At 38.4% G+C, this 21,203-nt stretch carries 20 protein-coding genes; 3 read left to right on the top strand and 17 right to left on the bottom strand.

Annotated elements, in window-relative coordinates; genetic code table 11:
* The first annotated feature begins 443 nt into the window (after nt 1–443).
* Both IEV91_RS04210 and IEV91_RS04215 read left to right on the top strand, forming a co-directional pair.
* A complete protein-coding gene (locus tag IEV91_RS04210; RefSeq protein WP_188496157.1) occupies nt 444–1,121 on the top strand; it encodes an alpha/beta hydrolase family protein in 678 nt (225 codons plus the stop codon).
* A 177-nt stretch (nt 1,122–1,298) separates the two neighbouring features.
* Complete coding sequence (locus tag IEV91_RS04215; protein ID WP_188496158.1) at nt 1,299–2,318, top strand: alpha/beta hydrolase family protein; 1,020 nt, start codon at nt 1,299–1,301, stop codon at nt 2,316–2,318.
* A 100-nt stretch (nt 2,319–2,418) separates the two neighbouring features.
* Here the strand turns inward: IEV91_RS04215 and IEV91_RS04220 are convergent, their stop codons facing one another.
* Both IEV91_RS04220 and IEV91_RS04225 read right to left on the bottom strand, forming a co-directional pair.
* Nucleotides 2,419–2,742, bottom strand: coding sequence for a thioredoxin family protein (locus IEV91_RS04220; protein WP_188496159.1), 324 nt, complete (start codon nt 2,740–2,742; stop codon nt 2,419–2,421).
* A gap of 99 nt (nt 2,743–2,841) precedes the next feature.
* A complete protein-coding gene (locus IEV91_RS04225) occupies nt 2,842–3,666 on the bottom strand; it encodes a deoxyribonuclease IV (protein ID WP_188496160.1) in 825 nt (274 codons plus the stop codon).
* 169 nt (nt 3,667–3,835) lie between these two features.
* Between IEV91_RS04225 and IEV91_RS04230 the strand changes: the two genes are divergently transcribed.
* Complete coding sequence (locus tag IEV91_RS04230) at nt 3,836–4,762, top strand: S66 peptidase family protein (RefSeq protein WP_188496161.1); 927 nt, start codon at nt 3,836–3,838, stop codon at nt 4,760–4,762.
* A 33-nt stretch (nt 4,763–4,795) separates the two neighbouring features.
* Here IEV91_RS04230 and IEV91_RS04235 read toward each other — a convergent pair whose 3' ends face one another.
* From IEV91_RS04235 to IEV91_RS04305, 15 genes are all read right to left on the bottom strand, one after another.
* Complete coding sequence (locus tag IEV91_RS04235; RefSeq protein ID WP_188496162.1) at nt 4,796–4,999, bottom strand: hypothetical protein; 204 nt, start codon at nt 4,997–4,999, stop codon at nt 4,796–4,798.
* Between the two features lie 135 nt (nt 5,000–5,134).
* On the bottom strand, nt 5,135–5,605 hold the full coding sequence (locus IEV91_RS04240; RefSeq protein ID WP_188496163.1) for a GNAT family N-acetyltransferase: 471 nt from the start codon (nt 5,603–5,605) through the stop codon (nt 5,135–5,137).
* A gap of 13 nt (nt 5,606–5,618) precedes the next feature.
* Complete coding sequence (locus IEV91_RS04245) at nt 5,619–6,095, bottom strand: GNAT family N-acetyltransferase (protein ID WP_188496164.1); 477 nt, start codon at nt 6,093–6,095, stop codon at nt 5,619–5,621.
* A 12-nt stretch (nt 6,096–6,107) separates the two neighbouring features.
* Nucleotides 6,108–6,656 carry a 2'-5' RNA ligase family protein gene (locus IEV91_RS04250; RefSeq protein ID WP_188496165.1) on the bottom strand — a complete coding sequence of 183 codons (549 nt, stop codon included), beginning with the start codon at nt 6,654–6,656 and terminating at the stop codon, nt 6,108–6,110.
* Between the two features lie 35 nt (nt 6,657–6,691).
* On the bottom strand, nt 6,692–8,005 hold the full coding sequence (locus IEV91_RS04255) for an ATP-binding protein (protein WP_188496166.1): 1,314 nt from the start codon (nt 8,003–8,005) through the stop codon (nt 6,692–6,694).
* A 115-nt stretch (nt 8,006–8,120) separates the two neighbouring features.
* Nucleotides 8,121–8,708, bottom strand: a complete 588-nt coding sequence (locus IEV91_RS04260) for a histidine phosphatase family protein (RefSeq protein WP_188496235.1) — start codon at nt 8,706–8,708, stop codon at nt 8,121–8,123.
* A gap of 257 nt (nt 8,709–8,965) precedes the next feature.
* Nucleotides 8,966–9,502 (bottom strand): GNAT family N-acetyltransferase, encoded by a 537-nt coding sequence (locus IEV91_RS04265; RefSeq protein WP_188496167.1) that lies wholly within the window; start codon nt 9,500–9,502, stop codon nt 8,966–8,968.
* Complete coding sequence (locus IEV91_RS04270) at nt 9,492–10,064, bottom strand: GNAT family N-acetyltransferase (protein WP_373284392.1); 573 nt, start codon at nt 10,062–10,064, stop codon at nt 9,492–9,494. The genes IEV91_RS04265 and IEV91_RS04270 overlap by 11 nt, the downstream gene beginning before the upstream one ends.
* A 177-nt stretch (nt 10,065–10,241) precedes the next feature.
* The gene (locus IEV91_RS04275; protein WP_308420007.1) at nt 10,242–10,715 is read right to left on the bottom strand and encodes a GNAT family N-acetyltransferase; all 474 of its coding nucleotides are present in this window, start codon (nt 10,713–10,715) and stop codon (nt 10,242–10,244) included.
* Nucleotides 10,716–10,903: 188 nt separating this feature from the next.
* Entirely contained in the window at nt 10,904–12,898 is a 1,995-nt protein-coding gene (locus IEV91_RS04280; RefSeq protein ID WP_188496169.1) for a glutaminase family protein, read from the bottom strand.
* 130 nt (nt 12,899–13,028) lie between these two features.
* Nucleotides 13,029–15,095 carry a GxGYxYP domain-containing protein gene (locus IEV91_RS04285; RefSeq protein ID WP_229745397.1) on the bottom strand — a complete coding sequence of 689 codons (2,067 nt, stop codon included), beginning with the start codon at nt 15,093–15,095 and terminating at the stop codon, nt 13,029–13,031.
* A 225-nt stretch (nt 15,096–15,320) separates the two neighbouring features.
* Nucleotides 15,321–16,973, bottom strand: coding sequence for an extracellular solute-binding protein (locus tag IEV91_RS04290; RefSeq protein WP_188496171.1), 1,653 nt, complete (start codon nt 16,971–16,973; stop codon nt 15,321–15,323).
* Nucleotides 16,974–17,033: 60 nt separating this feature from the next.
* On the bottom strand, nt 17,034–17,930 hold the full coding sequence (locus IEV91_RS04295; RefSeq protein ID WP_188496172.1) for a carbohydrate ABC transporter permease: 897 nt from the start codon (nt 17,928–17,930) through the stop codon (nt 17,034–17,036).
* A gap of 14 nt (nt 17,931–17,944) precedes the next feature.
* A complete protein-coding gene (locus tag IEV91_RS04300) occupies nt 17,945–18,910 on the bottom strand; it encodes an ABC transporter permease (RefSeq protein WP_188496173.1) in 966 nt (321 codons plus the stop codon).
* A gap of 89 nt (nt 18,911–18,999) precedes the next feature.
* Nucleotides 19,000–21,180 carry a hypothetical protein gene (locus IEV91_RS04305; protein ID WP_188496174.1) on the bottom strand — a complete coding sequence of 727 codons (2,181 nt, stop codon included), beginning with the start codon at nt 21,178–21,180 and terminating at the stop codon, nt 19,000–19,002.
* Between the last annotated feature and the right edge of the window lie 23 nt (nt 21,181–21,203).

Genomic DNA, 21,203 nt, shown 5'->3' on the forward strand with positions numbered 1-21,203 from the left:
AATGTCTCTTTTCAATTTATTCATATATTTTTTAGCTATTATAATGTCTTAACGAGTCCAGTGTTTGTGGGAGGAGAAGATATGAAAGCATTTCCGCTGTTCGTTATACTCTTGATTATCGTTCTTTCATTAGTCATACTGAGATTTCATTTTCAATCCATTTCTCACGTGTATGAACAGTCTCACCGGAACACTCACTTTTCTCAGCCTCATCTTGAGGATAAAACGAAGCAAAAAACAGTTCAAAAAGATGGTACTGTCATTTCGTTACAAACTATACGTGTGCCTAAAACATATCCTAAACGCGCGACCTATCGCATGATGTACTGGAGAGCGAGGGTGCTCAAGTTGAGGCCTATATTGCAGCTCCGTTTGGTCCTGGGCCCTACCCCTTGTATGTGAATTGTCATGGAGGTTGGTCGACATCAGAAAACAGAACCCACGTGTCTGCATGGGATAACGGGGCAGATAATGCGGCTCAAGATGTGACTCTATTAGCTGATAGCCCCCTCTATGGTATTTCCATCGCTCCAATGTATCGTGGTTATGGTAAAAGTCACGGAACAGTCAAGGGGTTAGATGGAGATACTATCGATACTAATAATGCTATAAAGGCAATTACGACTTACTTTAATTCTCATAAACCCTATCCTGACATCCAAGAAGATCACATTTATCTTAGTGGTACTTCTATGGGCGGTGGTGTCGCTCTTAACATTGCTACCTTACGTAAGGACATAACCTCTGTAGTTGCCATCAGTCCTTTTGTCGGTTGGGACATCGTTGGGGCTTATGATGAAAAGCATCGAGAAAATCCTATTTGGTCCGGATATCTCAAAAATGCGATTAGCGCATATGGAGATTTCGATCCTAATAGTTCTAGGTATAAGGCACAATCTATTGATTACCGTAAGATTACAGCTCCAGTGTTACTCGTGCAAGGGACCGATGACTACCATATCCCTTGGGAGACTGTCCAAACCTTTTATAAAAAGATGAAACAGCATCAACAAAAAGTAACTTTTAAATTAATCATCGGAGGAAATCATTCTCTTTCCAATAAAACAAGTGTATTGGATCAAGTCATCTCAGAATGGTATAACCAATGGGATTCGTTATGATGGATGAATCGACCCTATTACTGATACTGAGCTTGATTACGTCAACTTAATGAGATTAAAATTCTGTTTTTTTCTTCTTTTTAGACAACATCCTTCTTTGGTTATGGTAAAATTAAGGAAATATGAATTTGGAAATTCCAGCTAGTGATCAGAAGATAACGTTACAGGGGGGATTATTTGAAACAATTTTTTAAGAGTTGCCTTGCTATTTTTGCCCTTTTATTAATCTGTGCAGCATGCTCAAGACAACCGTCCTCGATTCAGAACAAAAAGAAACCCTCGGACCCTGAATCCACACAAACAATAAGCCATCAGAATGATTCCCAGGTTCCCAAAAAAGACGGTACGGTAATTTCACTTAAAGAGGTCAAAGTTCCGAATACAAACTTTAGACTAGCAACCTATCGGATGATGTATTGGAGTGAGGGGAAAAAAGTCGAAGCTTATGTAGCTGCCCCCCATGGCCAAGGAATGTATGCCTTACAAGTGGTCTGCCATGGTGGATATGCTGCTTCGTTACCAAGAACACATGTAAAACAGTTAGATGATGTCCACTTTGATGAAACTTTAATTGCTTATGCTTCTCCCTATCAAATCACAGTAGCTCCGTTGTATAAAGGGTACGGAAATAGTGAGGGAACTGTCGAAGGTCTACATGGATATACGATGGATACAGAAAACGCAATAAAGGCGATAAAAACGTATTTTAATAACCATGAAAAATATCCTAATATTCAGGATGGACATCTCTATTTACAAGGCGTGTCCATGGGTGGAGGTGTCGTTCTTAACATTGCCTCCGAAAGACAAGATGTCCTTTCCGTCGTGGCCATAAGTCCCTTTGTCGGTTGGGACATTTTTGGAAATTATTGCGAAGAACATCAGGATAATCCTATATGGAAAAATTACTTAGATTATGCCGTTAGAGTTTATGGTCAGTTCAACATAAATTTACCCGCTTATAAAGAACAATCCATTGACTATAAAAAAATTACAGCGCCAGTATTTCTTATACAAGGAACAGCTGACAAAAATGTGCCCTGGGAAACGGTGCAAACCCTTTATAAAAAGATGAAGAAAAACAAACAGAGGGTGACGATCAAGTTAGTAGATGGAGGAAACCATGCGCTTTCAAATAAGGAAGACCTTTTAAACCAGGCATTAACCGATTGGTACGACAAAAATTGGCATGGATAAAGAATGGAGTTAGGATGGTGTCGGGACTTACACTAGAGAAAAAGTCTGGGGCCCCACTTGGTGAATGTTCACTTCCAAGGAGGTCCCTATTGTGATTCTTTTATACTTGCTCTGTAAGACCGTCTAAGAAGGCCTCGATCTCTTCTTCTGTTTTACGGTTTTTATTGACAAAGCGTCCTGCTTCTACACCGTTATGGAAAGCGACAAAGCTTGGGATACCAAAAATGTCAAGCTCACCACATAGATCAATAAACTCATCGCGATCAACATAAATAAAGGTATATTCTGGATAGTCTGCCTCAATTTTTGGTAAGATTGGCTCTATAAAACGGCAATCGGGGCACCAATCAGCCGAAAACATGAAGACAGTTCGCTTCTCGTTTTTTAGCTGCTCAAAGTGTTCCATTGACTTTAATTTTTCCATTATGCTCACTCCTATTTTGGTCTTATTTCATACTACTCTACTTGATTATATCAATATTGAAAAGCTTTTTTAATTTTTTTGAGCTGATGAGCCTTCACGCTATCTTGCCCACTTCTTCAACTCTTGAATTTCATCATAATGGCTATACTCCTTTGAACTTGGAGTTTCCAGGATCATGGGTATCTTTTTAACACTAGGCGAACATATAAAACTTTTCATTGCTTCAAGAGGGATTTGTCCTTTCTTTATATTCGCATGGCGATCTTTTCTTGAGCCTGTTTCATAAACAGAATTATTAAGATGGATGGCTTTTAAGTGTTTAAAATAGCCTAATCCCTCTCCCCTGTTTTCAACTTCTGACCAATCTTCCCCATTCCAAAGGCCACTTGCAAAGGCATGGCAAGTGTCTAGACAAAAACCCAGTTTTTCGGGTTGGTCAATCAATTCTCGAATTTTCACTAATTCTTCAAGTGTCAGACCAAGTTGCCCACCCTTCCCAGCATTATTTTCTATAAGGATAAGACTCTCTCCGGTCCATTTTAATAAGATCCTATTCAACGTATCGATCATTTTTTTATAGCCTTCTATTGGATCACCATGAAAAGATGCAAAGTGGACAACCGTTCCAATCGAACCACAAGCATCTGTAATCTCTAAATCATTCAATACCGAATCCATCACCCATTGGAGCTTGTTATCTTCAGCAGCAAGATTTGTTGGGTACGCCGAGTGTCCGATTGAAACAATCCCCTCTTCCTGACAAAAAGCAGCGCAGCGCTCAGCATCCTTCGCATCAAAGCTTTTTGTTCGCAAGCTTCTGGGGTTTTTGGGAAAGTATTGAAAGGCTTCAGCGCCTATTTTCTTAGCGACTTGAGCTGCTCCTAGATAGCCGTTCCGCGTGCTGATATGGCAACCGAATTGCATAGCATAACCTTCCTTATCTGGTTTATTCGCTTAGTTTTTACTTGAACTATGAAAAATACACACTCTTATAAATTTATGAAACAAATAAGGACTTTTATAAAATTGAAAAGTCACTTATGAAGGCTTATGGGCATAAGGTATAAGTGATGCTATTGTAGGAGGGAGACCAATGGCAACCAAGCCACCAATATTACAACAGGGCGATACGATTGGAATTGTGACTTTAGGAAGTCCTCTCGCAGGGAGTTCCATTAATCAGGGCATCCGAAGGCTTCAAAGTATGGGGTTTCATGTGGTCATCGGTCAGCATGCTTATGCGCAAACCGGCTTTCTAGCAGGTTCAGACGAAGAAAGAGCAGCTGATCTTATGGGTATGTTTTATAATAACAACGTTAAAATGATCATCTCCTCAAGGGGCGGTGTTGGTGTAGCCGGTATCCTTCCCCATTTGGATTTCGATTATATAAGAAGTCACCCTAAAATTGTAAGTGGCTATAGTGATGTCACGATTTTACTTAACTGCCTATATCAATTTTCTGATCTTGTGTCGTTTAGCAGTTTGTTGTTACTCGATTTTGCTTCGACACTACCAAGCTACAATATTAACCAATTTTTCGCGGCGACCTCTATGGCAGCTCCGAGACCAATTGAAAATCCACCAGGAATGCCCTTGGTTAGCCGGGTGGCAGGGAATGTCACAGGACCCATTGTAGGAGGAAACTTAACTTCATTTGTTGGGACACTGGGAACTCCATTTGAAATTGATACTTCTGGTAAAATCTTGTTTTTAGAAGAAACTCATGAGCCCATCAATAAAGTATACCGTTACTTCAATCAATTAAAAATGGCAGGGAAATTCGATGATTGTATCGGTATCCTTTTAGGAGAATGTACCGAATGTACACCCGCTTATTATACAAGTTACGAAGACCTTATTAACGACGTTATCGTTCCACTAGGCAAGCCCCTCATGACCAATCTGACGGCTGCACACGGATACTATAAAGCGGCCATTCCTATTGGAGCAGTGGCTAATCTTAATACAACGAATAATACACTAACGATCACAGAACCAACCGTAAGTGCCTCATACTAGAGAAAATAAAAAAAGCACCCCCTCTTAAGATGCTTAAAAACCAATTGATTTATTTTTCGTTTCATCATTTTCTTCAAGTGATGAGATATGTACTGGGTTAATTGAAAACTCGTCAAAGTGAATAAAGGCGTCCAATAAATTCCCTTGGGTATCGGTTAAATGATTTTCAATTAACGACTTTGCATCCATGTCTACGTCGTAAACTTTTCCATTATCCATGAATATTCTTGTTTTCATTTTTTATTCCTCCTTCCTCTCCTGTATCCATCATACGCAAAAATGAACCTTTATAATCATTATTTTACTTTAAATGGACAAAGAGAATACTGCTTTATATCAACCTATAGAGGCTAGGTCCTGATACACACTCATTTATAGCTTCTTCAGAAACAGGACCCTGTCCTGCCCCAGGCCATCATAGTCTGTCTTTACCCATACGCCATCTACCTTTCGATCACCCTCTTCAATGTCAAAGCCCATTTTCGTATGATAGGCAATGGAGGAGGTGTTCACCGGAGAGGTTATACAACGCACAGTAGTCCTTCCTTGCCCTTTTACCTTATTGAAAAATGTAGAATACAATTGTTTGCCTAGACCTTGTTTGCGGTAATTAGGGTGAACACCCACAAAGTGAATATAGGCTTCATGGGAATGGGTTTGTGATAAAAAGCCTATTAAGAAACCAATGATCTCTCCATTGTCTTCAGCTACAAAACTCGTAGCGTTAAAATGATCAAAAAAGAGTTTTGGAAGTTTGTCAGACATTTGCCTTTCACCCCACCATTCATTAATGAGTGGTGAAAGACGATAATAATCTGATGACTTGACTAAACGTATTGTCATGATTCTTCACCCACTACAGCTGTTTTTTTAATAAAAGTTCATCACATATAGGAATCCCATTATCAGCAACTTGAGGAATTTGCGGTTTTATTTTTCGTGCCTTTTCAACAGCATTCACAAATATGCCGACAATTTTAAAACCGCGTTTTTGATAGAAACCAACAGCATGTAAATTATCATTTGTGGTGACGAGCTTAACCGTTTGGCATCCTTTTAATCGCACTTCCCTCTCGACTTGGGCCATTAACCGTGTCCCGATCCCTTTATTCTCTTCAAGACTATCAAGTGAAATTATTTCACATTCCTTCTCTCTAAGAATATAAGTGATCAAGCCAATAATGTGATTATTATCTGTCATAGCTGCAAAGCCATCCAAAGTATCACATTGATAGATCCCCGTAGAAATGACCATTTCTGGGCTTCCCCAATGCTTCCTAAAGAAATCAGTAAGCTTTTGTTTTTCAATATCTTTTACCGGTACAAGTTTCATCTTAATCTCTTTTCACTGTAATTTCTTTGAAAATACAATAGGTGCTTTGACACACTTTTGATTTTCATAAATGGTTTGAATAAGGGCAACCTCATTGATTTCCCCTTGAAGTGGCCTCAGGTTTTGTGTGCAATAAAGGAAAGCGTCTTTTAATTTTTCTGGTGACAGCCTGTTGGCAAGGGTGCAATGAGGGGCCCAACTATTAGGAAGATATAATGAATCAGGATTATCATTGTACTTAGTCAGTCCCCTGTGGTGATTACAATGGAATTCCAGCAGAGACGCTGTCATTGTCGGTGCTAAAAACAATAAACCGGAATTCAAAAAAGTGCCTAAAGAATGAAAAAGGATCTTAAATTTAGCCTTATTTTTGTACACCTCTTGGGCATCTCCGATGAAACTGTCAACATTTAATTCATTATAACTAGCTAAAGTTACATGAGGACGCCTATCTTCCACTTCTTCCGCATAAAAGGAAATCTCTTCTTCTTTAAGCTTCTTCCATACTTGCTTAATCTTATTTTCCGTTTCTTGATCAAATAGTGCGATAAAGCCATACATGATTCTTCAACTCCCTTAAATATTTATATTTATGGCTACTGCTGATATATGGGGAGTTTTACGGTTACTTCTGTTCCACGACCTAATTGACAGTCAAACTGAATCGAGCCTGAGAAATGATCTACAAGTTTTTTAACCATATATAGACCAATTCCTGAACCACTCTTTTCATTGTTTAATTTTCCATATTTCACAAATAGTTTATCTACTTGCTCCTTACTCATCCCTATTCCCTGGTCTTTCACCTTAATGACTATATTATTTTTCTCAACTAATAGAGAAAAGGTAATCATTGATTTTTCCTTACTATATTTTATAGCATTGCTTAATAGATTTGATAATATGAGTTTTAATCCAACTTTGTTGGCTTTTATCAGTGCCTGCCCTTGAAGATCTATTGTATGATGAAGTCTTTGTTGCTGGGTTCGAGCCTTAATAGACATGAACTCAATGACCTCTTGCACTATAGGCAAAGGATGGACACGTTCTTTTTTCCAGAGTAGATCATTGGATAACATTTGTTCTGTTTGAATAATATGACTCATCTCATTATCAATGATATCTACATAATCTTTTATGTCTCTAATTTTAATAAGGTGTTCTTCACTTAAGTTTCCATTCTGATCCATAATCATTGAACAATACGCCTTAATGACTGTAAGAGGATTGCGGACCTCATGAGAGACAACATGGACAAAATCTAGTTTTTGTTTATACAAATCCATTTCCGTTTGCAAATTTTTCTGAACAGAAAGAGAAGGGAAAATCACTGTCTTTTTCGAATGCCCATACAAACTCGAACGGACGAGTTCTTTATCTGTCATCAAATATTCATGACGGCGCATCATACTCAGTTGAAGCGAAGCTGTAAGTGATGCAGCTCGATAAGCACAGACCGAAACCAATTCAGCTTCATTGACACAGTTATCCGCTCTTTTCTCAAACTCTTTAAGTTTACATTCGATTTCCTTTTGACTTTTCCAATCAACATGCGCCCACGTCCGTAAAGAAAGGTTTTGATCCCAAAAAGGTTGCACCAATTCCTCAAAATGGTGAATGATCTTTTTTGTATGAAAGTCCCCATACATTCTATAGAATTCATTATTGTTGATGTAATGCACCATGCTTAATTTTTCTTGAGTAAGCGTTTGATTAAGTTTTTCCTTAATAAGAAGAAACCTCTCACTGCTATCAATCACAAGGAGATGATGGTTTTGTTCAATACCACTTAGTATATAAGATACAGCGTTATTCACGTAACACTCTAAATCCTCGTAGATATATAATATATGTCCACCATTTGATAATTCTATAATTTCATTTAGTTTTACATAATCATTCTTCATCATTCTTGCGCCCCTATAAACATGCTCTATACTCTAAAAAGTATACCTATTAAAGAGCATAATTTAAAGGAACACAGACCTCAAGTTATTACTTAACTATTTTTTTGAAGCATCCCTCTTATTTTGTAAGATTATCCACCGTTTGCGAGAGGTGTGACACTTGGTTATAACTTTCAATCTCCCATTGTCCATTTTTATAAAGAATAGTGCTAAGACAAGCATTATTTAATCTTAGTTTACCTGTTTCTCCATTAGAGATCGTCGATAAAATCGCATTAATAACGCCTCCATGAGCCACTAGTAAAATATTTTCCCCTGGAAACTTTTGATGTAAGGTTTGTAGTCCTTCCATCGTTCTCGCGATAACTGCCTCTTTGGACTCTTGATTGGGAATCGGCTGCTCTGAAAAAGTAGTGAGCTTTTCTTCATAGGTCATGCCTTCAGCATCTCCAAAGCCTCTTTCAATAAAAGCTTCCATCTCAAGAATAGTAAGACCCAGCTGGATATTAATAATTTCTGCTGTTTGTTTGGCACGTCCTAAGGGACTTGTGACCACGACATCCCATTCCGATTGACTTAGAAATCTGCCACATGCTTGTGCTTGTTTTATTCCTGCTGCATTGAGTGGAATATCCGTTCTACCTTGCAATCTTCTTTCTGCATTCCAATTCGTTTCACCGTGTCTCACCATGCATATTTTAGTCATTTCCATACTGTTAGTCCCTTCGCTTTTTCTTCGTTTGTAATACTCTTATTATTACATACTATGAGACACAGAATCATTATAATTTTTGTTTTCTTTTATTAAACAATAAAAAAGAGTCACCCATCCCCTGAGTCACCCTATGCATCCAAGCTATTTTTCTTCTGTTATCACGGTGGCACCTTGTCCTCTTATTTAGTTTCTTAGCTAAATATATCAAGAGGAAAATTTCTATCAATTTTAAGCGTAACATGCACGATCTATTTTTTATATTCCATAAGCCAGCAGTCCCTCCATACCCCTTCATGAAGCTCATGCTTTGGCAATTCTTTCACTTTTCTTAGCTTGCATTTCTCGTAACAGGCAATGGCACGTTTGTTCCAGGCTTGCGGATCCATAACAACACGATCCACCTTCTCTTTTTCTACTAAATACTCAATCATAGAGCGAACAAGCTGTTGCCCAATCCCGCTATTCCAATAACCAACTTCTCCAATAAATTGGTCTGTGCCATAAATTTTCTCATCGACATCTTGATAACCATATTCTTCTCTTTCTTCTTCATCAATAGGATAAAATTGGATGTAACCGATGGAGTGGCCTTCAAACTCAATGATACATCCCGTAACATTGGAAGGGCGATGATAAAAATGGGCTGTGACCATTTCTAAGTCATGAGGCCGGTCTCGACCTTCATAATACTGAAGAACGCATGGATCTGATAACCATTTGACGAGTAGATTCTTATCAGCTTCTTTCAGCTTACGAATCACTAATTTATCTTTTTTATAAAGCAATCGAGTCTTCCTCTTTTCTCAACCATTCGTCTCTTAGTAACCCCATAATAATGCAATCATGAAATTCCCCGTCATAATAAAGTTCATCGCGAATGATGCCTTCTTTTTTAAAGCCAAGCTTTTCATAAGATTTAATCGCTCTACTGTTAAAAGAATAAACGTCTAGTCCGACTCTATGAAGATTTAACACATCAAATCCAAAGACCAACAGGAGCCCCATAGCCTCTGTTCCATAGCCTCTTCCTAAGTATGCTTGCTCAAAAATTGAAATCCGTACGATAGCTCTTTGGTTCTGATGGTCGATATTCAGCATGGCCACATCACCAATAACCCGATCGTTTTCTTGTAGGCAAATAAGGAGGTCAATTCTACTATTATCTATAGAGATCGCCTCAAACCATTTTTGGACGCCCATCCGACTAAAAACCGTTTGTGTACCTGTGAGTTTGCGGCCTTCCTTATCCCATAAGCTTTTGATATAAAACTCATGCAAATCCTCTTGTTCTATCGGTCTAAGAAAAACCCTTTCTCCCTCCAAAAACTTTATTGTTTCCTTCCTCACGTTCATCACCTCGACTGAATTTTTTCATAAAAACCAATTAAAAAAGAGCAAATAAAGAGTAAACAATTGAAGGAATGGGGAAGTCGCTCAAATGATTAGGTTTAAGGTATATAGACTGAAAGCAATAAACATTTATGTTTTACCTCTTTTGTTTCCTTTCAAGCCCCCTCTTCTTCTTTATCGTTTAATCATGGTCTGAAACAGGGCTCTCCCACTGTCAAACTCATTCTTATTAACAAAACCAAACGTTTTGTAAAGATGAATCGCTCTCTCATTAAAAGTAGCCACTGTCAGGCGTAACGGGACATGGGTTGTGTTAATGTGAGCTTGAACCTCATTCAAAATAAAAGTGAAAAATTCAGCTCCATTTCCTCTCCCTGTTAAATCTGGCCTCATCCCGAGTCCAATATCTATACATTTTTCATCGTATGCCCCAAATTGATGACCGATTGGGACTTGGGCTGCTTCGCCGATACAGAAAAAGCCTACCAACTCTTGGTTCTCTGTTACTATGGCATAATAAGAGCCACTGAGAAATTCTTGATTAACCTCATCTGTAGCTTCCATATTATAAAAATCAAAGGGCTTTTCGTATCGCCATTTTAATATCTCAGTGGTATAAGATTCGTTCATTTTATGGATTAAAAACACAAGATAACCCCTTTCATATCAGTGTGTTTATAGTGTACCACATCCTTTTCTATTATTTTTTAATACTTGTTTAAGATAATTAAGTCTTCTATTTCATTCTATAAAACATTCATAGGAGTAAAAAAACAAAAGCCAAGGGATGCTAACACATCTCCTGACTTTTAAAACAAAATTGAAAAAAATAAACATTAATAGAGTAGTTTAATAAAGATACCTCCGACAACGGATCTATTTTGAAAATTCATTTGTTTTCCAGTGAGGGTATCGTACCAATCGGAAAAAGGGACTCGACTATGTGTCTCATTAAGAAAATCCCATAATGGGGAAATTAATTGCTCAAAAAGCTGATCTGATGGAGCTAATGAAGCACTCCAAACCAACCAATCCGCTTTTGTATAAGTGTCCCTGTTATCTAGTGGTGTCCCATACTTATTTTGTTTTGAAAGATAATACGCCGTTTCTTTTTCGAATAGCGCTTCAGGAAATAAGTGGAGATCCAGAAGTCGGTCCCAAACGAGATTATACTTTTGACTCCAAGTATCCGTCGTCCCGTCGAAAGTAAGCTTATAGTGATCCCCCGCAGTCGCCATATCCACCCACTGTTCTGCCATCTTTTTCGCTGTCTTCAGATATTGCTCCCCTTCATCATTGCCGGTCCATTGACAGAGTTGCCCATAAGCACCAATTCCAAGGATAGCTTTTATTGAAAGATTCGCATTATGTGCCAAGTGACCGGCAAAATCATCTGTGCATAATTGATTGGCTGGGTCTAATCCCTTTTCTTTTAAATAGTGGGCCCATTGGGTTAAGAGCGCCCAGTGTTCTGTTGCAAATTGAGTATCTTCTGCAAATCGTGAAACGGCCGCTGCCATGATAAGCATATTTCCACATTCTTCTATCGGCATTTGATTCTCCAATTTGTTTTCTCCATATACTTGTCCGTTTGCTTGCGGATAACAGCCAACATCATGAGGTGCAAAATCAAATGTCCATTCCTCAGAAGCGGCATAGCGAAAGATTGGGCGCATCATCCCTTTAACTAGTTCAGGATTGTAAAGTAAGAAGAGTGGGATTGAGGGATAACTGACATCTACTGTAGCGATACAGCCATTACTAAAGTTTTCTTTTGAGAAAAATAACACTTCTTGCTGTTCGCTAATCACCAACTTATGTGCAGCGATGGCTTGCCTGTAAGCCAAAGAGATTAAATCCTTATATTTTTCGCCACCTACGTGTTTACCTTCTTGCGTCAGCTGTTGATTAAACTCAGTGCATTTTTGTTGAACTTTATTATAATCCGTGGCAGCAGCGACGATCAGTTCATCAAAAGACATGCCGTTCCTGCGCCAATACGCATCTAAAGGGTGACCAAAGTACTCAATGGAATGAATATCATCATAAGCAAGTATTAAGAAGTCTGATTGTTGAGGACTTTCTTCTGTTACTTCCATATCTAAAACTACCGCCATAACAGGAGGATCTTCTTGAACAGAACGAGGTTGATGATCATCATCGGTTATAGCAATCTCCCCAGTTTCAACAAATTGTTTGCGACCCTGAAAAGATTGGATGACTGTTTGTAATGCCTTTCTTTTAGGCACCACGAGATAACAGTACCCCCAGTCAATTCTTGTATCATCCCCAACTCTCTTTAAAATAGGCTGTTCCTGTGTCCCCATACGCATGATTTCCAACGGGTGATCGACACTTGATTTATGTTCCCATTTAATAATCTGATCAGGTGTATTCACACACCCTTCACCTGAAACATCAAAATAGAGTTTGATGTCATGGGGCTCGCGATCGATAGAACGAACATTGAAAGTGATGTATGAAGTCGGCCGGGACAACAGGTCCAAGTCATTAAGGAGTAGCGGTGTACAAAACACCACTTCTAGTTCGATCCCCTCTCCTTCAAAGATATATGTTGTTGTCAGAGGTTCAACCGCTACACTTGTTTGTTCCAAAGTCAAAGGCTCTTCATAGTGACTCTCCTCATTCATTTCTACCTTTCCCATAAAGCGTCTTGACTTTCCGTCTATTCTAAGGATACCAACCATACTGTTGCGTTTGTTTGTCCAATGTACTGTATGGTCATCGTATAGGTGGTCATGAGCTGACCACACACTAAAATAAGGATCAACTGTGACAAGGGGGACCGAAGGGGGTCTCAATGAACACATACATCAACACTTCCTTTAAATTTAATAAATTCATTTCAAAGTTTACTCGGTTAGCCTTTCATTTCTTTTAATCTTTAGAGAAAAGGGAAGAAACATTAGCCTTCCCTTTTCGTTAAATGGTCCCAAAAGGTTATTTCTTTACAGGCAGTCCATTCGCCTTGCGAATAAGTGAAAAGTATTGATCTGCACGCACAACTTTGAAATGATCATCAAGAGATTCAGTGATGGCCACAGCATCTGAAGGGGTCAAGTTCCAAGCAAGAAGTCCTATAGAAATAAACAACGGGGATTTCCCATCCCAATGAGCCTTAGCCTCTGCTAAAAGATTTTTACCGTCTTGGACAGTACTAATGCCGTGAATGGTCGATACCGGGAGCGTCCCGTTTTGAATGCTAAGACGAGACTGATCTTCATAACTCAAAAACAGACCTGGCACTTTATAAAATCTTTCATAATCTAAAGCCTTTTCATCTGTTAACGGGACATTTTGGCCATCCGTGCGATTGAGTACATAAGGGATGGTCATCCCAGATTTCTTCAGATACAAATATGATTGTTTCAAGTAATCTTTAAAAGAATTCTCTGGCCAAGCATTAGGGTAGAAATAACCTGCACCTGAAGGACCAGCAATAAGTAAGTCATTTTGAGTTGCGGTTTGCTGATAATAATTTAAAATCGCTGGGGCCCCATCGTAAAGCAAAGGACTAGAGCTCCAGTTAATAGGCACCTCACCGCGCGCGGGGTCATCCCAGAGAATCCGCATGCGATGTTGATTATATTGGAAGTTATCCCCCTCACTAAATGTATAAGTCACATAAATTTTGTTCTCAAGTTTAGGGGTTGGAACTGAATTAGCCTTGTGTGGGGTGACCTTTGTGCCAGAAAAAACTGTCATATTGTTAAACCAATCTGCCGCAATCACGGGAATTCCGTGGCTAGAAGCAATCTCTGTAGAATTAAACTCTCCTTGCGCATCATTGCTGAACCAACCCAAATAAGGTGTGCCTGGTTTCACATCAGACATTATTTTTTCGAAAAGGGCCTTTTCTTCGGGAATATTAGCATCTAGCCAAAAAACCATCGCTTTATTCGCTACTGCATAATCACGAAGATATCCATAAGGCTCTTTCTGTTCTGCTGACGGAGGCTCGATATTCCCAGCAGACACTTTATATTGGTTCCACATATCAATAGAAGCCGTTAGCGTCTTTGTACCCGCTGGTGGTGTGAATTTATAAACAAAGTACCGATTGTTATCAGCAAAACGATGGCCGCCACTACCGTCCGATAACTGTGAATCTTGTTGGTCATATAAAAATGGAGCTTCATCTGAAGTGCCTGGAATAAAGTGAGCAATGACTTTACCGTCCGCTTTGATTGTCACTTCGTGAACAGCAGAACCCCATCCATCTTGAGGGAAAGCGTCTTCAAAACGAAGATAAACGGACTCTTTGCCTAGAAAAGTGCTCAGGTCGAAATCATAGACTTTTCTGTTATTGGCATCACGCTCCTGGGTTGTATCCTCCGCAATGACTTTAAATGATTCGGGAAGCCCAGGCGGAATATCAATAGATTTATTTGGACCTAAACCTACGAGCATACGATGTGTCGTTTGCTTCCATAAATGGTTGTATTGCCATGTATAAGCGTCCAGTCTATCCTTGAATTTACCTTGAAGATCGGTTATTACTTTTAGGTGATAAGGCGCAGCTTGTAATGTCTTTGCTAAGGTGGGGCTTACGACTACACCGTTTTTCAAGCCAGCTAATGTGGTTGCCACGTTAATGGAATCTTGTACTTGTGGATCATAAACGATGATGCCTTGAATGGCTTTTTTATATTTCTTCACTATATCCCAGTAATCTTCGTGAACAGTATAGGGGACATTTAAGTCGTTTAACCACGTCATTTTTCCTTCTTCAGTATTTTCAATGAGGTAGATACTTGGCTCTTGGCGATTTACAATCCCTTGTAAAGTGGCCAAAAGTATTTTAATATCACCAGGGGCCTTAGAAACATCAGCGACATCCAAATGTTTAGCCTTCTTGAAACTCGGAAGGATTTGCTTTTTCGGCCAAGTTATTGCATGATCTGATTGAGCGCTCGCTTGTTTACTTGTTGAGAACCCAATGGCACTAAATGATATAGAAAGTGTTCCTAAAAATACAAGTGATAGCACAATAAATTTTCGAATCAAAAGTTTGCACCTCATCCCTACTAATTTGTTGTTATCATCAATACTTTCAAGAGGCTTACTTTCTTATTCATTTTACATAGGAACCACCTCCTTTTGGTTAATGAATTTCAGATTGAGATCATATAAGATGAGTTTAGGTTTCATTTAAAAGAGCCTTTACACATTGATCCCCTTGTAATAATCGATTGTTTATCACAAGGGGAAATGGGTTGAACATTAAAAATCTTAGTTCGACGTACGGTACTTAATAAATTCTGTTCCGGATTTTGCTTGCTTTGTTAGTTCTTTATCAACGGTGTCAATCCCTGCATTTTTTAAAGCTTTTCGAGATTCTTCAATGACTTTTATAGCCTCATCTTTTGTTTTGGAATGAATAGCTTGTAGGACAACATCCCCTAATGTATCAAATACTGGTTGAATTTGTTCATATTGATCAGTTTCTTTAAACACACTATAAGGATCTTTACCCTCAACAGGTTTAATTCCATCTGGTGACATTATTTTTTTGAATTTGTCTTCTGCTTTGTATCTCGGATCATATTGATATCCGAAAGCACCTCCAGCTAAGGAAACGGTTCGACCCATTCCAGCCATTGTTGCGTAATTTCCTCCGATTCCCTCATTGATCAATGCTTTAGGATCATCTTTTAATTTATCAACCCACTCTTTCTTAGCTTTAATTTTGCCATCAACCTTTTCATAATGAACACCTTCGATGCCATAGTTTGTTAAAAGAAAGCCTTCATCAGAAGCTAAATAATTTAACATCTTCATAATGGCATCTAACTTTTCTTTTGAAACTGTTTTAGGGACAGCAATAAGTTGAGAACCTGTTACGTTTACTTCTGTTCGATAAGGATCACCATTAAAATCGTTTAATGGCCCTAAAGGAACGTATTTATCTTGGAGTCCTGCTTTTACTGCTGAAGACCATAATCCTGGAAACTGGTTCGGTATTACTGCGTATCGCCCTTGAGCGAACTTTTCATCCGCAATGGCTCCCGTCTGTGTATAAGCCTCTGGGTCAAGCAATCCATCATTGCGTAACTTTTGCATGTATAAAATATAATCTTCATATTCAGGTGTTAAAAAGTTTAATTTAGCATTTCCGTTATCATCAATTTTCCAACTCGAGGCACCTGCAACAGGGACAAACATCTCAGACATAATATCTAATGGCCATCCATTCGCACCCGCTCCAAGAGGGAAGACTGGTTTTCCATTCACCTTGAGATTCTGATCCTTTACCGCCTTAAGAAACTTATAAAGATCGTCTGGTGTATGAACAGATTGAGGATCAATACCAACTTTTTTAGCAATATCTTTATTGACGTATAAACCATATAACCAGTTAACAACATCATCAGAAGTTGCTGGATAACCAGCATGAAGCATAAATTGGCCGCCTTTTTGTTTACTAAAAATACTATCGTATAAGGAGGGCGACATATTCTCTTTTTTTACTAAGTTCGCAAGATTCGGATATTTCTTTAAATAAGGTGTTAAATCATAAAGAAGGCCCTGATTAGCTGCGTCTAATAAGGTTTCACTTTCTTTCCCCCAAGCCGGACCAGTGTATAAGTCAGGAAATTGACCAGTGGCTAAAACTTGAGTAATTTTTTCGACTTCAGTCCCTGAGGGATAATCAAACGTCATTTTTACTCCTGTTTTTTCTAAAATCTTTTTAGCAACAGGATTGTTATCCAGATCATCAGGTTCATTATTTTTCGAGCCTGCCCAGTTATGCAAAACCTTTATTGTAATAGGTCCATCCTTTCCAGAAGTACTTGTTTTTTCACTTTTTTGCTGACAAGCAGTTAAAGCTGTAAGCGAGACAATCAGCATCATCATCAATAAAAGCTTAAAACTCTTTTTCATCCTTCTCCCCCTAATATGGTAGATTTTTTTATGATAAACTTCCCTATGTTATGAGAAGACTTATCCCTTTACTGAACCAATCATGACACCTTTAACAAAGTATTTTTGTAAAAATGGGTAGACACATAAAATAGGTAATGTCGCGACCATTAAAGTTGCCATGCGTAATGATTCTGGTGTGGTTTGTGCTATTGTTTGCAGACCTAATGATGTTCCTGTTTCTGAGGCACTCTTTGCTGCATTCGCTTGAGCGAGAGATTGGCTCAAAAGATCGTTTAGTAATGTCTGCACAGGTAAAAGATTTTTGCTTGTGACAAAGTAAGTTCCTGTGAACCAATCATTCCAGTGAAATACACCAATAAAAAGTCCAATAGTTGCAAGGACTGGTGCAGACAATGGGAGAATAATTTTTATAAAAATTTTAAAGTCTCCACAACCATCTATTTTCGCCGATTCTTCTAATGAAGTAGGAAGTTGTTGGAAAAAGGTACGAAGAACAATAATATTGAAAAAGTTATATAAAAATGGAATAACATACACCCAAAAAGAATCAATTAATCCTAATTCTCTATATAAAACAAAGGTAGGTATCATGCCTCCGCCAAATAATGTGGGTATGAAAATAAAAAAGGTAAAGAATGAGCGCCCGGGCAGTGTTTTCTTTGTTAATGCATAAGCAAATAATGCACATAAGAACACATGTAAGGCTGTTCCAATTACTGTACGAAGAATAGTAATTTTATAGGCTTGCAAAAATTTAGTATCTTGGAATATTTCAATATAATTTTGAAATGTAAATCCTTTTGGAAAAAAGTAAATGGGATGCTTCATTGCTTCCATACCGTCACTGAGTGAATAGGCCAATATATAGATAAAGGGGTACAAAGTACAGAAAGCAAAAAGGGCTAATAATGTGTAGTTGATAATGGAAAATATGGACCATTTTTTCATAACCATAGGGCTTCACTCCTTTACCATAAGGATGTTTCATTGACTTTTTTACTAATCTGATTTGCTGCGATGATAAGGATCAAACCTATAATACCTTGAAATAAACCTACCGCTGTTGCATAGCTAAAGCGCCCTTGCTCTAAACCCGCCTTGATCACATAAACATCTAATACATTCCCGATTGAGGTCGTTGCTGGCGTATTCATAAGAAGTAATTGCTCATAGCCAGCGGACATGATCCCCCCACAAGCCAAAATGAATAAAATGACCATAACTCCTCTTATTGAAGGTAACGTAACATGCCACATTTGTCTGAATCTATTGGCGCCATCCATTTTAGCAGCTTCATATAATTGGGTATCTACCCCGGAGATAGCCGCCAGGTAAATAATAGCCCCCCAGCCGACACCCTTCCAGATATCAGAGCTAATAATAAGCTGATAAAAATAATTAATATTCCCCAAAAACTGGATTCTGTCTAATCCCATGGCAGCAATTAATTCGTTGACCGGTCCGCCATAAGGGGTTAATAGTCTTTGCAAAAGTGTGACGACAACAACCCACGAAATAAAATGAGGAAGATACGATATGGTTTGGACGGTTTTTTTAAATTTTGAAATCCTGATCTCATTTAATAGAAGCGCTAATATAATTGGCATTGGAAAACCAATTAAGAGTTTCATTAAACTAATGACTATGGTGTTCCGAATAATCTCTTTCGATTGATAATAATTAAAAAACTGATGAAAATATTTTAAGCCCGCCCAAGGACTTCCTAGGATCCCTTGGACAAAATTAAAATCTTTGAATGCTATTGTTATGCCATACATTGGAATATACGAAAAGATAACAAACCAAATAATTCCCGGTAGCAGAAAAAAATAGAAAACCCGATGTTCCCATATCCTCTTCCAAAGACTCTTTTTCTTTATTTTCGGCACCTTATTTGGGTAAGACTTAATGTTTATTTCAGTTTGTTGCGGCATTTTCCCCCTCCTCGCTAACATTATAAATCGTAACAATAAACAAAATATTTAAAAAATAAATTGGTTTTTAATACTCTTACTCGACATTGCTATCCTTTCCAGTTCAAGCTAATTGTTGTTTCTTTTCCCGAGTTATGAATATATTGGAGAAAAATTGTTTTAGATCTTTGATCCCATTCCCAATTAATTGTTTGCTCAGTATCCTCAATAACACATTTAACTTCATTTGGTTCTTTCGGAATGCTCAATCTTGCGACCGCATTGAGCTTTTCTGGACCCTTCGCAATCATTTGAAGACCGTCTTTCGTTTGTTCGATTTTTTCAACCCTTGATGAAGCGGCAATTAATTTAATGTCCGTATCAGATGGACGATAGTTCAGATCGTACAGCAGTGTGTTTTCGTTAGGATGCAAAGTGACCTGCTCATTCACTTTTAACTCAGGATCAAAAAGGTCAACATACATCCCCTTAAGTTCCAAAGGTTCGGCATTGATCGATTCGTCTAATACTGCCGCGATGGTATAAGGTCCCCTTTGTATCAAGAAATGGTTCTTCTCTTCTAAAATGATATCTTTGTTATATTTTTCAATACAATCATTCATAAACTCTCTCAGCACATCACTATTGGCTTTACTTTTCGCACATTTATCAGGTGATAGATTTAGAAATCCTAACACCCCTTGGTCGATCTTATAGACACCCTGCTCTGTGTCAGAAGATAAACCTAAACTTTCAAAAAGGTGTCCTCTCGGAGACCTGTGTTTTCTATGACCAGTGTTCCACCAAGCCTTCACTTGATGATAGGGATCACTGTCATCACCAACGTAAATTAAAATACCGCCTTCTTTAACCCACTGGGCTAGAACATTGTGTATATCTGGATATTCAGGTTTTAAAAATTCATAGCTTATCATTAATAAACGATACTGATCTAAATAATTTGAGAACCGTCGTACATTGTCTAATTGAACCGGTCTCACCCATAGTCCCCTCTTTAAAAGCGGTAATGCCATCCCATAGAAATGTGAGAAATCTAGTAATTCTTGATCTTGATAATTAGCAATTGAGATTTCTCCCGTTCCATCATAGCGTGAAGAAGCTCGATCGGAGGCATCAATACGCTTTCTTTGATACATCATGGAATCAGCGACTAAAATGCCAATCTTCTCTGATTTCCCAGCAATTTGTATATCCTCTTGATCCATATCCCCTAAGGTATGCATCACTGTAAGAAGCGTTGTTGCATAAGGAGCAGGTATGCCTTTTAACTCTACGGCATCTTCACTTGGACGCTTCCCTTCAAAGATTCGACGCGGCCATGGGGAAACCTCAAAATGAGAAATATCTGGATGTAATAATGAAGCGACCACTGTCTTGAAGTAGTTTTCTTGATAGTCCGTCCATGTATGCCTTGGATTATCCTCAATAGGATCATGCAAAAACCACATTCGACGATCGGTACCACTGACTAATTCCTGCATCATCCCATACTCCAAGAATGCGGTTTCAAAAGTGCGTTCTTTCCGCACACCTTCATAAACATTAGGGGTCCTTGATGTTCCTGTCCATATTTGCGCTATGTATCCATCAATAGCTGGTAGATCTATCAATTTCGATTCGGGACTAATAATTTGCCATTGCGTATAGTTTATAAGACTATGTGTTGGAACATAGAACCTCAAAAACCGATGATATTTAGATAAGGCATATTCTTTTAATTCACTACATAAACGATCTAAAGTCCTCGTATATAAATAAGCTTTCAATTTTGATGCTCGATATTGTGCTTCTTCAGATTGATGTGGTGGTAGCCAAGGTTCTTTATAATAGATTTGCCACTCTCTTTTAAAGGCTTCGGAATAGCCTCCTTCAACCCAAAATTCTGGTTCCTCAAGATGAATGGCCTCTACGCCTTCATCGACGGCAATTTTTATTCTTTCCGTTAAAAATTTTGAAAAGGATATAGATGGCACCATATAAGGTACATCTTTCCCATGACTGATGTCTTGATTCTCCTGATTACGTTGCCCTTCATCCCAATGTAGTTGCCCATCAAATTGGCCATTTAAATAGCTTTGATATTCTCCCCAAGACACACCAGTCATTAAATGAACAACATAACCTTTGTCTCTCCAATCCTTAACACGCTGAGGCATAGATTGATCGATGCCATAAACCATGACAAAATCAGTTTGCAAATCATAAGAGGCTTTATAAGGTCCAGATTCTTGAAAACCTGTTCTTTCCTCACGTCGATCTCTAAAATGCATGTTGCCATCCCCCTCCTTTTTTC

It is taken from the genome of Pullulanibacillus pueri, assembly GCF_014639255.1.
GTDB lineage: Bacteria > Bacillota > Bacilli > Bacillales > Sporolactobacillaceae > Pullulanibacillus > Pullulanibacillus pueri.

Coding starts and splice junctions, on each gene's coding strand:
- IEV91_RS04220 (WP_188496159.1), bottom strand. CDS start 2,742: ATGGAAAAATTAAAGTCAATGGAACACTTTGAGCAGCTAAAAAACGAG.
- IEV91_RS04225 (WP_188496160.1), bottom strand. CDS start 3,666: ATGCAATTCGGTTGCCATATCAGCACGCGGAACGGCTATCTAGGAGCA.
- IEV91_RS04230 (WP_188496161.1), top strand. CDS start 3,836: ATGGCAACCAAGCCACCAATATTACAACAGGGCGATACGATTGGAATT.
- IEV91_RS04235 (WP_188496162.1), bottom strand. CDS start 4,999: ATGAAAACAAGAATATTCATGGATAATGGAAAAGTTTACGACGTAGAC.
- IEV91_RS04240 (WP_188496163.1), bottom strand. CDS start 5,605: ATGACAATACGTTTAGTCAAGTCATCAGATTATTATCGTCTTTCACCA.
- IEV91_RS04245 (WP_188496164.1), bottom strand. CDS start 6,095: ATGAAACTTGTACCGGTAAAAGATATTGAAAAACAAAAGCTTACTGAT.
- IEV91_RS04250 (WP_188496165.1), bottom strand. CDS start 6,656: ATGTATGGCTTTATCGCACTATTTGATCAAGAAACGGAAAATAAGATT.
- IEV91_RS04255 (WP_188496166.1), bottom strand. CDS start 8,005: ATGATGAAGAATGATTATGTAAAACTAAATGAAATTATAGAATTATCA.
- IEV91_RS04260 (WP_188496235.1), bottom strand. CDS start 8,708: ATGACTAAAATATGCATGGTGAGACACGGTGAAACGAATTGGAATGCA.
- IEV91_RS04280 (WP_188496169.1), bottom strand. CDS start 12,898: ATGTGTTCATTGAGACCCCCTTCGGTCCCCCTTGTCACAGTTGATCCT.
- IEV91_RS04290 (WP_188496171.1), bottom strand. CDS start 16,973: ATGAAAAAGAGTTTTAAGCTTTTATTGATGATGATGCTGATTGTCTCG.
- IEV91_RS04295 (WP_188496172.1), bottom strand. CDS start 17,930: ATGGTTATGAAAAAATGGTCCATATTTTCCATTATCAACTACACATTA.
- IEV91_RS04300 (WP_188496173.1), bottom strand. CDS start 18,910: ATGCCGCAACAAACTGAAATAAACATTAAGTCTTACCCAAATAAGGTG.
- IEV91_RS04305 (WP_188496174.1), bottom strand. CDS start 21,180: ATGCATTTTAGAGATCGACGTGAGGAAAGAACAGGTTTTCAAGAATCT.